This window comes from Acidicapsa acidisoli, from assembly GCF_025685625.1.
Lineage (GTDB): Bacteria > Acidobacteriota > Terriglobia > Terriglobales > Acidobacteriaceae > Acidicapsa > Acidicapsa acidisoli.
Map to the genome: position 1 here is coordinate 1,239,366 of NZ_JAGSYI010000001.1, position 12,895 is coordinate 1,252,260.

Annotated in this window: 9 protein-coding genes; 5 read left to right on the forward strand and 4 right to left on the reverse strand. The window is 59.4% G+C overall.

Annotated features, from left to right (window positions below; all coding sequences use genetic code 11):
* Nucleotides 1-12 precede the first annotated feature (12 nt).
* Together alr and OHL23_RS04935 are read right to left on the reverse strand one after the other, a co-directional pair.
* Nucleotides 13-1,245: an alanine racemase gene (alr, locus tag OHL23_RS04930; RefSeq protein WP_263350652.1), complete on the reverse strand. Its 1,233-nt coding sequence runs from the start codon at nt 1,243-1,245 to the stop codon at nt 13-15.
* A 240-nt stretch (nt 1,246-1,485) separates the two neighbouring features.
* Complete coding sequence (locus tag OHL23_RS04935) at nt 1,486-5,454, reverse strand: TonB-dependent receptor (protein WP_263350653.1); 3,969 nt, start codon at nt 5,452-5,454, stop codon at nt 1,486-1,488.
* Nucleotides 5,455-5,976: 522 nt separating this feature from the next.
* Here OHL23_RS04935 and OHL23_RS04940 point away from each other — a divergent pair.
* A complete protein-coding gene (locus tag OHL23_RS04940; protein WP_263350654.1) occupies nt 5,977-6,198 on the forward strand; it encodes a hypothetical protein in 222 nt (73 codons plus the stop codon).
* Between the two features lie 55 nt (nt 6,199-6,253).
* Here the strand turns inward: OHL23_RS04940 and OHL23_RS04945 are convergent, their stop codons facing one another.
* Nucleotides 6,254-7,642, reverse strand: a complete 1,389-nt coding sequence (locus OHL23_RS04945; RefSeq protein ID WP_263350655.1) for an FAD-binding oxidoreductase — start codon at nt 7,640-7,642, stop codon at nt 6,254-6,256.
* A gap of 171 nt (nt 7,643-7,813) precedes the next feature.
* On the opposite strand from OHL23_RS04945, the gene OHL23_RS04950 reads away from it, so the two are divergent.
* From OHL23_RS04950 to OHL23_RS04965, 4 genes are all read left to right on the forward strand, one after another.
* A complete protein-coding gene (locus OHL23_RS04950; RefSeq protein WP_263350656.1) occupies nt 7,814-8,236 on the forward strand; it encodes a GntR family transcriptional regulator in 423 nt (140 codons plus the stop codon).
* A gap of 21 nt (nt 8,237-8,257) precedes the next feature.
* Nucleotides 8,258-9,121 carry a slipin family protein gene (locus tag OHL23_RS04955; protein WP_263350657.1) on the forward strand — a complete coding sequence of 288 codons (864 nt, stop codon included), beginning with the start codon at nt 8,258-8,260 and terminating at the stop codon, nt 9,119-9,121.
* A 138-nt stretch (nt 9,122-9,259) separates the two neighbouring features.
* The gene (locus OHL23_RS04960) at nt 9,260-10,492 is read left to right on the forward strand and encodes an alpha/beta hydrolase family protein (RefSeq protein WP_263350658.1); all 1,233 of its coding nucleotides are present in this window, start codon (nt 9,260-9,262) and stop codon (nt 10,490-10,492) included.
* Between the two features lie 62 nt (nt 10,493-10,554).
* Complete coding sequence (locus OHL23_RS04965) at nt 10,555-11,010, forward strand: hypothetical protein (RefSeq protein ID WP_263350659.1); 456 nt, start codon at nt 10,555-10,557, stop codon at nt 11,008-11,010.
* Nucleotides 11,011-11,084: 74 nt separating this feature from the next.
* Here the strand turns inward: OHL23_RS04965 and sucB are convergent, their stop codons facing one another.
* Entirely contained in the window at nt 11,085-12,803 is a 1,719-nt protein-coding gene (gene sucB / locus OHL23_RS04970) for a 2-oxoglutarate dehydrogenase, E2 component, dihydrolipoamide succinyltransferase (protein WP_263350660.1), read from the reverse strand.
* Nucleotides 12,804-12,895: the final 92 nt, after the last annotated feature.

Genomic DNA, 12,895 nt, shown 5'->3' on the forward strand with positions numbered 1-12,895 from the left:
CGGTTCAGCCGCTTAAGCACTTATCTGCTCAACCCCCTTAATCCGCTTGGCCCGCGCCGCAATCGAAGTAAATATCTCCCAGGGAATCGTCCCGGCCCATCGCGCGTGCTCCTCAGCCGTAATCGACTCCGCGCCCTGCTGCCCCAGCAAAACCACCTCGTCGCCTGCGACTACGCCGGAAATCTCGGTAACATCGACCACCGCCTGGTCCATTGAAATCCGTCCGACAATCGGCGCGCGCTGACCGCCGATCAGCACCGCGCCGCGATTCGAAAGCGCGCGATTCAGTCCGTCGGCATAGCCCACAGCAAGCAGCGCTAGCCGCATCGGTTCCGTCGCCACAAAGGTTCCGTTGTATCCAACCACGCGTCCTGCTTCCACCGAACGCACGCTGACCACCCGCGTCTTCCACTCCAACACGCGCCGCAGCTTGCCGCGCAGTTCCGACACGACCTCCGGCTCATCCGGAACAAACTCGGGCGCGAGGCCATAGAGCGCGAGCCCCGGCCGCGCCATCGCCTTCATTCCAAACCGGTCACAGATCGACAGCAGTTCACGCGGCACGATACCGGCCAGCACCGCCGCTGAATTCCCCACATTTAGCCATTCCGGCTTCAAACCGGCCGCTAAAACTCGCTCGACCATCCGGGCCGTCAATTCGAGTTGCTCCCGCGTAGCCTCGCCATCGCTCTCATCCGCGGCATACAGGTGCGTCATCAAGCCGCCTACCCGAAGCGCGGAACGTCCATCCAGAAACCGTGCCAGAATCGCATCCAACTCCCCGGTTCCAACGCCCTGCCGGCTCATTCCCGTATCCAGTTCCAGATGCACGGGCACGGTACCTGCTTCGCACCCCACAGCTCTCGCGGCAGCCTCCAGCTCGTCCAGCTGCCAACCCTGCCAGACCACGGCGGTAAGGCGATGCGCCATTACATCCGCGCTCTGCCCAGGGAACGGGCCGCCGATCACCAGAATTTCCGGCTCCGCGACCCCGGCTTCGGCACAAAACTTCCGCGTGGCAACGCCCTCCTCGACCGAAGTCACCCCGAGCCATCGCGCACCGGCTTGCACCGCCGCTGGTGCGCACAGCGCCAATCCATGCCCGTAGGCATCCGCTTTTACAATCGCAAGCAACTCCACGGGCCGAGCGTCGGCCGCGTCTGCTGCACTACTCTGAACGAGAACCTGATAGTTGTTTTGGAAGGAGCCGGTCGAGATCTCGACCCAGCAAGGGCGACTATTCATAGAGATTCCAATCTCTATCCTATCTCGCCGCCCTGAAATCTATGTCGTACGAGATCGCAAATGGCACCGGCGAGGACTCCTGAAATGCACGCGTTCCTTGTCTGGAAAAAGCCTGGTTGGGGCAAAAAAAGTGTGGCCCAGGTCTCGCTTCCGAGTCCTGGGCCTGAGGGTTTCCTTTGAATAGTTCGCGGTTTTTCGGGCGTCCTCACTCTCTTTGCGATCGTGGACGTCGAAGCCTCCTCAGAAGCTGACCCGGAGGCCAAACTCCATCTTGCGTGGGATGTTGGCCTGGGACGATTGCACGCCCCAGGTGCTTGGTGAGTTGATGGCAAGCTCTGAAGTTCCACCTGGGTCAACAAGGATGTTGTGATTGAATACGTTGGTGAAGATCATCGAGAACTGGAGGGTGGTTCGCTCCCAGATCTTGATGTTCTTCTGAAGGCTCATATCCACGTTCCAGTACGGTGTGCCGTTAATTGGACCTACACCTGGATTCTTGGTGTCGATGCCCAGAATCGGCGCGCGTACCTGATCGAAGACTGCGACCGGGTTCTTAAACATATTGACCGCTGCGCCGCCGCTGCCTGCGACTGCCGTTCCGACGGAATTGCCGTAGGGGTCCGTTCCTCCGCTGATGTTGTAATGCGAGTGAACACCGGCAGTGTACTTGCTGGTGAAGACGCACTGCTCATTGTCGAAGTAGTTCGCACCGTCGGCGCCGCCGAATGCCTGCCCGTCCGTATTGGTGTTGCAGTAGAGAGGCTCTCCGTTGCCCGCCGTGAATATCGGCGCGAAAGACCAGCCGCCCGCCAGCCGCCCCATCAGCCCTTGCTGGCCCTTGTAGTAAGGGTCCTGCCAGACCATGTAAGTGTTGAAGACCAGCTTCCGGTTGAAAGGCTGCACGCCGTACATCGCGTCCAGATTGAACGGATCGTTGGGCGTGTATTCGCTGGTCGCCTGCACCTCGGCGCCGGTGCCCAACGCCTTGCTATAGGTGAAGTTCTCATGCATTGTGAGGCCGTGCCAGTCCAGCAGTGCGAAGCTGACAAAGCCGCCGTTATAGTTTCCGTGGCCTATGCTCGCGTTCTCTGCAATACCGCTTGTCGACTGGCCGCTTCCGCCGTTCGCGGAACCGGGAATCGGCGTGTTCATCATGGTGCGAGGAAAGTTGAAGCCGCCATTGTCCAGGTCGGACCAGAGACTCCACACGGACTGGGTGATCAGGTTGGAGTATTCATTGTTCATGACCGCCGTGGTGCAGTTGGCAAAGCCAGCACAATAGCTAGTCCCTTTGAGCGCGTTCTCAAAGAAAGACTGAGGTGAGACCGCGCTTGGCATACCCCCTGCGCCGCACTGCGCCGCCGAGGTAGCGCAACCGAGCTGTTTCTCGAGCGCAGCGTAGGCCTGGGCGAAGTTCTGCGTGCCTGCTGTCATCATGTAAGGAACTGCGTTGAGGTTGACTGGCTGATATTCATGGTGAATCAGACGCCCAATGTAACCCACCTCGATCAGTGTCTTGCGAGTGATCTGGCGCTGAATCGTCAAGTCGAAGGAATCAACCGCATTGGGACGGAATTCCGGATCGAGCCCCTCGCTGGCCGAACCCGCGGCTGAGTTGTAACCCGGATAGACCGGCTGAGGCAGCGTAGGGCTGGCCGCGGCCAACGGCGCCGAGGTGCCATCAACGCCGATACGGAAAGCCGTTGTCGCAGTTGGATTCGCCGGTCCGCAAGCGCCGCTGGCAAGGGCCTGCCTGCATTGCACCGGCTGGATCAGGCCGATTCCCAGCAGGGGCACCAGCACCAGGTCCACACCATTCAGGCGTCCATAGATGCGCCCATACCCGCCGCGTATCACCGTCGCGTCAGGACCGAAAAGATGGCCCAGAACAGTATCCGACGCGAAATGCGGGTTCCACGCAGCACCGACGCGAGGACTGAACGAGCCGTAGAACGGATTGTACGGGTATTTCAACCCGGCGCCGACGTTGCCCACCAGCGCGAAGCCGAGTTCCGGATTGTACGCCTGACCGGCCAGAGCATTCGCCTTGCGCTGCGCCAGATAATCCGTCGTCTTGATCGGTTCATCGGACGCATCCACAATCTCTACCTGCTTGCCTGTCGCCTCCGTCGGCGGCATCTCCAGCGTCCAGCCCATGCCAAACGACAGCGTGAACGACGGCTTCATGTGCCACGTGTCGCTGAAATAGACGTTGTAGTAAGGGATGGTGACTTTATCGGATGCCGGCGTTAGAGGCGCATTCAGCGTGAGGCTGTTTCCAGAGCGGGTATACGCCACCTGCGAATCCGTCACCATTCCGTACACCGCGGCTGCCACACGAGAAGCCGCCGCGCCGGTTGGATACCCCTGAGCCGTAAGCGCCGAGAGATCGATCAACCCTGAGCCAACCGAATCTCCGAGTTGGTACGTCGGGGTGAAGTTGATGCCGCCGCCGTTGTCCGTGCGCTGGTGGTAGTTGAAGTTATGCTGATACTGGCCGCCGAACTGAAGAAGGTGGTTGCCTCTCAGGAAAGAAACATCGTCGCGCAGGAAGTGATCCTCTCCGTCCCAGAAACGTGTCCGGATATCCTGCGTGTCCACGTTGAAGGGCACGAGCGCCTTGGTTGCGGATTCGCCGAAGGGCTCAAGTGCTCCGCCCAGCCCGGAGATCTGCGGCGGGGCGTTGTTGTCTGACCACGACCAGTAGTTGCGCAGAAAGCTGTAGTGGAAGTCATTGGTCATATGCGCCGTAATATTGGTGGTGAGTCCTGCCACCAGATACCACGGCTGCTGCGGACGGCTCTCAGCCGACGCCGGGGTGCCGAGCTTGTCACCGGAAAAGAAACCGCCAATATCCACCTGGTTGGTCGTGGCGCGGGTGAGCCGGTAATAGCGGTAACTCGTCATGAAGTGCCACTTGTCGCCGAAGTCGTGATCCAGGCGGGCAACCATGAAGTCGTCGCGCTCGGGGAGCGCCAAGTTACCCTTGAAGCCTACCTCGTTGACGCCGTCGCAATAGGTGCCCAGCAGTGATCCGCAACTCGTGTCGTTCCCTGGCGGCTCATATTTGTTCCACATCGTCTGGACGTCGGGGTTGACTCCAATGCCGCGCGGGTCCAGGGCCTTGAGATCATAAGTGGTACCGCCGAAAGTGACGATCCCGTTGCGCATATTCGCTGAGGGAACGACACGCTCGTAAGTCTGTGCGTTGGGATAGCGCCATCCCTGATACAGGGCGAACAGATATGTTTTTCCTCCCAAAACACTTGGTGCAATGGGACCGCCTGCCCCGGCGCCAAACTTGCTGTAGTGGTAACTCGGCAGCGGCGTCCCGGAGAGATTGTTATCCCAGGTGTTGGCGCTGAAGTTGTTGTCCAGATAGTACTCGTAGACCGATCCGTGAACCTGGTTGGTTCCGCGCTTGGTCACGATCTCCACCTGCGCGCCGGCCGAGTTGTTGAAGTCCGCGGTCTGGTTGGCCGTATTGACCTTGAACTCTTCCACGCTGTCCGCCGGTGTCGGCAAGACGCCCGTAGGGCCCGCCGCAACGCCCGCATTCTGGTTCGCGATGCCTGTCGGGTCGCCCGCGAAAGACGGCGTGTACACGGACATATCGCCATCCATGTCATTCGTATTGTTTCCACCGTCAAGCGAGAATGTGCTCTGGTCGCCGACTGCTCCAGCGACGCTGCCGTCGGGGCTCACGCCGGGTTGAAGTTCGGTAAAGGTGCCGACATCGTGGAGGAGGCTCGGGAGCGAGTCGATTGCTTCCGAATCTACCGTTCCGCCAACAGTCGAATTCAACGTCTGGAGATCTGTACTCATTGCCTGTACTTCGACCGTCTGTTGTGTACTGCCCACCTGCAACTTGAAATTGGCCGTGGTTTGCGTGCCCACCTCTATGGTCTGACCCACAATCTTGTCTGTGCGAAAGCCGGATTTGTTGACGGTGATGTCATACTTGCCCGGCGCAACGTTTTGCATCACGTACTCGCCGGCATGATTGGTGGTCGTGGTGAGCGATGTGTTGGTCGCAGGATCTGTCAAAGTAATCAGCGCGCCCGGAACTACCGCGCTGCTCTGGTCTGTAACCACGCCTACTACCGTGCCCGTGTTCGTCGCCTGGCCAAGTATTAGAGTTGCCCCCGCACACATCCACACCAGCAGCATTGTTGTCAGCATCGGCCAGCGGAATCTAACTCGCGTCATGGACTGCCTCCTCACCGTCTGTGATTTTGTGTCTTTGGAATATCGTGTCGTTTACAGAATCCAGAGTTCTCGAAAACAGAGGATCGAGCTCCTCTGATTCCGAGGCGAAAAACTCCCCTCGATGGCGTGGCATCTGGAGCGTCGCCGCAGCCTCCAGCGAGGTGGAAACCAAGATCACGTGCGTCAAGCTGACTTGACGACCGAAAACGGGGATCTTAGACCACCTTCGACAGGAACAGTGCAATTCAGAAATTGCCCTGGAATCGCTGCATGAAAAGGCAGATGTCAGGTCAAAGATTCAAATCGATGGATCGCGATAAATAGAAGCGCACGAAGGACTTGTCAGTCCTTCCCCCTGGCCGGCCCGACACCAGGTGTCTGCTCCATGAGTGGTCGACTCAAAAATTTTAGGTTCTTGCTTCGACTCGCTCCCGGGAACGGCTATCCCGCACTGCGCGGGCGCCCAACTACTGCACAAATCCCAATCACTACCAGTCTCGCTTCATCAGACTGCGAACTGTCATGCGTCTGATTATTTGGCGATTCCTGAAAGGTGAAAACAACCAGCGAAGCACTGGTTTCGTTGAACGAGTGTTTCGCTTGAGCGGATTTTCTCGAGTGCAATTGGTTGACGGTTCGCTTGCAAATCTTCCGGCTGGCATCGTTTCACGCCATTGCCGAAAGGAATCGTTTGAAATGTTGCTTCAACGTACCATGAAAAAATTAGCTATTCAAGCGCAGTGAATAATATTTTTAATGGGCTTGCTGGGATTACGCCGGGAGAACGCATCATAAAAACCTAATCCATATCCAGAACCTTCCCCGGATTCATCCGGTTATCAGGGTCCAGTGCTCGCTTCAAGCTCCGCATCACCTCAAGCGACTCGCCATGCTCGGCTTTCAGGTATTTCTTCTTTCCCGAGCCCACGCCGTGCTCTCCCGAGCATGTGCCGCCCATCCCCTGCGCCCGAGCCACCAGCCGCTCGGCGAAAGTATCGGCCTCTGCCATCTGATCCGGCCCGAGCAGGCACTGCACATGGAAATTCCCATCGCCCACATGGCCAACCATCACCGCCGGAAACGAAACCTGGTCCAGATCCGCGCGCGTCGCAACAATACACTCCGCCAGCTCCGAAATCGGCACACAAACATCCGTAGTCAACACGTTTGACCCCGGCCGCAGCGCACGCGTGGCGTAGTAGACATCGTGCCGCGCCTTCCACAGCCGCTCCCGTTCAGCCAGCGTTGTCTGCCACTGAAAGCCAAGCCCACCATGCTCTTGCGAAAGAGACTCGGCCATCTGCGCCGCCTCTTCCACGCTGGCCTGGCTGACTCCGTGAAATTCAAACAGCAACGTCGGCCTCACCAGCAAACCCAATTGCGAATAACGATTCACGGCGTCCACCTGCCGGTCGTCCATGAACTCAATCCGGGCCACGCTGACTCCAAGTTGAATTGCCTCGATCACCGTCTTCACCGCGCCCTCAATCGTCTCAAAAGCGCAAATGGCCGCCGTCACCGCCTCAGGCTGCGCGTGAAGCCGCAGCGTGACTTCCGTGATTACGCCCAACGTGCCCTCCGAGCCGACAAACAGCCGCGTCAGATCATAGCCGGCGCTCGATTTGCGCGCCCGCGTCCCAGTGTGAATGACGCGGCCATCGGCCAGCACCACCGTCAAACCCAGCACATTCTCCCGCATCGTCCCGTAGCGAACGGCTGTTGTCCCCGATGCGCGGGTCGCCGCCATCCCGCCAAGCGTCGCATCCGCGCCTGGATCAATAAAGAATGTCAGTCCGGTATTCTCCAGCGCCTTCTGCAACTGCTTGCGGCTCACACCCGCCTCGACCGTCGCATCCATATCGTCCACGCTCACGCGCAAGATGCGATTCATCTGCCGTGTATCGATGCAGATTCCGCCGCGCAGCGCGTTCACGTGGCCCTCAAGCGAAGTCCCCGCCCCGAAGGGAACAACGGGCAGGCCATAGCGCGCGCTCACCTTGACGATGCCGCCGACTTCTTCGGTGGATTGCGGGAAGCAGACCAGATCGGGCACTCCCGGCGGATGCGTGCTTTCACCGTGGCTGTGATGCTCGCGCACTGCCTCCGCCGCTGAAACGCGGTCGCCAAGAAAGCTCCGCAAGTCAATCAAAGCCGCTTCAATCGCTGTAATGTTCTGAGTAGACGCCATTTGCCGCTCCAGTCGCACTGAAAAAGCAATGATACTGCGCAGCTTCAACAACTGGCTCCTGTCGCTGAAAACGCGAAATTTGCGGCGCGTCAAAAAATACTTGGAAATAATTGGAATAATTTTGAAGATTTCTCTTGCAATGTACTAGTTGATTGGTACATTATTTCACCCATGAAGCGAGTCTCTGAAATCGAAACACAGGCATTCGCCTTCCGGCTGGACGCTCACAGCGGCGTGCCGGTGTACCGGCAGTTGATCGATCAGGTACAGGCAGCTATTGCTTCCGGTGCGCTGGCAGTGGGCGATCAGTTGCCCACGGTGCGCCAGGTAGCTGTGGATCTGGCAATCAACCCCAACACCGTTTCCCGCGCCTACCGCGAGATGGAGATTCGCGGACTGCTCGACACCCAGCAGGGCACAGGAACCTTTGTCGCGGACCGGAAGGTTGAGTATTCGAAGGACGACCGCGAACGGATGCTCGGGCAACTGGTCAGCGAGTTCGTCTCACGCGCTGGCGCAGCCGGTTTTACCTTGAAGCAGTTATTGAAAGCGCTGCGCGAAATGCAGCCGGATGAGGAATTGAAGCGAAAGTAACAAGTTCATGAGGAGGAAGTTGTGACTCTGCACAAGGGATTCAACAGTGTTGGTGTAACTGTCCTGCTGATCTGCATTGCCATCGGCCTCGCAGCCGCAAAGCTTCTCAACATGCCACTCCTTGCAGCGGCCTTCGCCCTCGCGGGACTCTACTTTCTCTTTGCCGTCGTAGTCGTAGACCAATGGGAGAAAGTCGCGGTGCTGCGCTTCGGGCGCTATCGCGGACTACGTGGGCCGGGACTGTTTTTGATCGTCCCTATCGTCGATACCCTGAGCCGCTACGTAGACCAGCGCGTGCGCGTCACCACCGTCAGCGCCGAGTCGACGCTCACCCGCGACACGGTTCCGGTCAATGTGGACGCAATCATCTTCTGGCTCGTATGGAATGCAGAAAAATCGATTCTCGAAGTCGAGGACTTCACGCAAGCCATCTCGCTCAGCTCGCAGACAGCACTGCGCGAATCAATCGGGCGGCATCAGCTTGCGCAGATGATCACAGATCGCGAGACGCTGGGCCGTGAATTGCAGAAGATTCTCGACGAAAAAACGACGCCGTGGGGCATCACCGTGCAGTCGGTCGAGATTCGCGATGTGCGCATTCCGCAGGCACTCGAAAACGCCATGTCGCAGCAGGCGCAGGCCGAACGCGAGCGCCAGGCGCGCGTGATTCTGGGAGAGGCCGAGGTGCAGGTGTCCGAACAGTTCGCGCAGGCCTCGCGCGTCTACAACGACAACCCAGGCGCACTGCATCTGCGCGGAATGAACATGCTCTACGAAGCGATCCGCGAGAAGGGCGCAATGGTGATCGTGCCTTCCTCCGCAATTGAAACCATGGGCCTAGGCGGTACGCTCGCTACAACCGCCATGGCCAAGCAGCAGAACTGATCGACTCGCATTAAGCGTAATCGCGCTACGACCGATCAATGAACCGATCAATGAACAGTTAACGGAGGGAGGCGGGGGTTTCAACCCCCGCACCTATGACAGCGAAAAGAAAGGGGCTTTAGCCCCGGAGGCATCATCATGAGATTTCGAGCCAGTCTTCTCATCTCCACAGCATTGCTCACCAGCACTCTCGTCCCCGCCGCCGAACCTCCAAAGCTGCCCACTCCCTCCGGCCCCTTCGGCATCGGCAGACTCAGCTACGACTGGACCGACACCGCACGCCTCGACACCCAGGGCCCCGATCCAAAGCGCAATCGCGAACTCATGGTCTACCTCTGGTACCCCACCGAGCGCCCATCCAGCGAACCCCACAGCGAGTATCTGCCAGGTGCGAAGCAGATCGACGCCGACCCCGAACTCGGTCACCAGATGCATGGGGGCTACGGCGATGTCTGGCCGCAGATTCTCTCCGGCGCGGTCTACTCCCACGCGATCGAAAATGCGCCAGCAACCAAAAGCCCTAAGCAGTTCCCCGTCGTGATCTTCTCTCATGGCATGGGCGGCTCAAGCTTCGGCTACACCGCGCTCCTCGAAGCGCTGGTCAGCCGCGGCTATGTGATCGCCGCCATCCAGCATCCCGGCACCGCCGATGCCGTCGTCTTCTCCGACGACCGCATCGCGCACGAATTCCACGACACACCGCCACCCGGCCTCACCCCAGACCAAATGTTTCATCGAATGATGGACCAGACCGGCAAAGGCATCGAAACCGGTGCTGCTGACGAGCGATTCGCGCTCGACCGGCTCACGCAACTGAATACAGGCAGCCATAAACAATTCGCTCTCGCAGGCCGCCTCGACCTTAACCGCGTCGCCCTCATGGGTCACTCCGCGGGAGCCGACTTTGCCGCCCGTGCCTGCGAACTCGACGCCCGCTTCCGTGCCTGCATCGATCTCGATGGAGCGATGGCCCCCATCGAGGCGTTACCCGAATACCCCGACGGCAAAACCATCCAGCAGCCTCTGTTATTTCTTGAGGCTTATCACGACGAAGCCCATATCTTCGGCACTCACGAACAGAAACTAGCCTTCTTCCAGAAAGAAAAGGAACAACTCGCCAAATGTCCCCCGGGCAGCTATGACGTTGTGCTCAACCCTCCGGGCATGATGCATGGCAGCTTCAGCGACGCCTACCTGGTTCACTCTCCCAATACGCCCGAGCAGACCACGCAGGCGCTACATAACCTGACGCTGGCACAGTCCTACATCCTCGCCTTCCTCGACAAGAATCTGAAAAGTCAGCCCGCACCTCTGCTCGACGATCCGAACACTCCACATCCGGACGCGACCATCCAACACCTCGGCACCTAACCCCGCAAATAAGCCCGCGCCCGAGACAAAACGGCATACCGCAATCGAAGGAGGATATTCGAATGAAGAAACTTGCGCTCGCATCGATCATGCTGCTCGCATCCGCAGCCGTTTCAGCTCAGCCGAATCCGGCTGCACAGGACTGGACCGGCGTCTGGAACATCACCAACCCGGATAGGCCGGGCGGCTCCCTCAATATCGCCAGCGACGCCGGCCCCAACGGCACATCGCTCTCCGGCACCATGGTTTTCTACGTCAATGATCGCGAAACCGGCCAGCGCATCGCCGTCGAGCCACGCACCATGGTCACCCCCCACCTCGAAGGCAACACGCTGGTCTTCCAGGTCAGGAACACCCTCAAGCCGCACTTGAGAGGCAGCCCGCCGGCCTCTCAGGAGCCATTTGACCCCACAGACGTGGCCGATATGATCCTGACGCCGGCGGGCGACGGCAAAGCCACACTCACCTGTCCCAAATGTCGCGGATACGCGCAACTCGATCTTGAGAAACAGCGATAAGAATGCCTGCAAACTATTCGAGCCATCCCTGAGGATGGCTCGATTAGCAACAATCTCGCTGGCCTTTGCCAATCTCAACCAATATCGCCGGACCAGTTCTCCAGCGTCTTCTTAAACTCTGCCATGAACTTCCCGGCATCCGCCCCATCGATCGTGCGATGGTCGAAGCCCAGGCAGAAATTCTGTGTCCAGCGGATGGCGATGGTGTCGTTGCCTTCGCTGTCGGTGATCACCAGCGGCTCCTTCTTGAGGCCGCCGATGGCCAGGATTGCCGAATCGGGCTGGTTGATGATCGGGGTCCCGAACTCTTCGCCGAAGATGCCCGAGTTCGTCAGTGTAAAGGTCGAGCCGGAAACCTCTTCCGGCTTGAGCTTCTTGCCGCGTGCGCGCTCTGCCAGATCGGCGACAGCGCGAGCGAGTCCGAGGAAGCTGCGCTCCTCGGCCTGCTTGATGACCGGGACGATCAGGCCCCATTCCAGCGAGACCGCGATGCCGAGGTTGATGTTCTGGTGATAACGAATCGCATCGCCTTCCATGCTCGCGTTGACGATGGGGAACTTGCGCAGCGTCTGCACGGCGGCGGCGGCGATAAACGGCATGTAGGTAAGCTTGACGCCGTTGCGCTGCTCGTACTTGCCCTTTTCCTTCTCGCGGAGTTTGGCGATACGCGTCATGTCCACCTTAAAGACGGTGTGGACGTGAGGGCTGGTGTGCGCGCTCTCGACCATGCGCTGCGCTATGATGCTGCGCATCCTGGTAAGCGGCACCAGCTCACCGGGAAGCGGAGACGCCGCTGGCGCGATGGGCGCGGCAGCGGCGATGGCAGGCGCGGAGGCCGCGACAGGTGCAGCCACAGGCACGGCAGGGGGCGTTGCTGGAATTGGTGCCGGTGCCGGTGCCGTTGCGCCCGCGCCCTTTTCGGCGAGGAACTTGAGCGTGTCGTCTTTAGTGATGCGACCGCCGGAGCCGGTACCGGGAATCTGCGTCAAATCGAGGTTGTTGTCCTTGGCGATGCGGCGGACGAGCGGCGAAGAACGGAGCCTTTCCGCTGTACCGGCCGACGCGGGGATCGGCGCTGTCATGGGCGAAGCGGCTGGAGCTTCGGACTTGGCTGGAGCGCTCACGGGTGCCGCCGTGGCCGTTGCCGGGCTTGCCGAGGAGCCTCCGATGACGGCGACTACCGTGTTAATCTGCACCGTTGCGCCTTCGGGAACCTTGATTTCGCTGAGTTTTCCGGCGACGGGCGCAGGAATCTCTGCATCCACCTTGTCGGTCGAAATTTCAAAGAGTGGTTCGTCCTTCGCAACGGAGTCGCCCACTTTTTTCAGCCACTTGGTAATGGTTCCCTCGAAGATGGACTCGCCCATCTGAGGCATGACCACGTCCGTTCCGCCTGAGACTGGCCCAGCACTGACCGGGCCGGAAGCGTCGGGTTGCGCGGTGGATTTGGCTGCTGCATTCGCGGCGTCGGAAGCGCCATCGCCGGCGGCGCTCTTCGAGGCCGGGGCCGTCGCCGGCTTAGAGGCAGCGGCAGGTGCTTCCTTTTGAGGTGCGGCGGCTTCGCCTACCAGCGCGACGACGGTGTTGATCTGCACGGTCGCGCCTTCGAAGACCTTGATTTCGCTGAGCACCCCGGCGACGGGCGAGGGAATCTCGGCATCCACTTTGTCCGTCGAGATTTCGAAGAGCGGCTCGTCTTTCTGGACAGTGTCGCCGACCTTCTTGAGCCACTTGGTAATGGTGCCTTCAAAAATCGACTCGCCCATCTGGGGCATGATTACTTCGGTTGCCATCTTCCAATCCCTTTCGATTCCCTGCGTTTCCGCGATGCGGGACGCGGTTTCCCGCCTCTTTGCCAGTTGGATTATATAGGCCGACGGGTAGG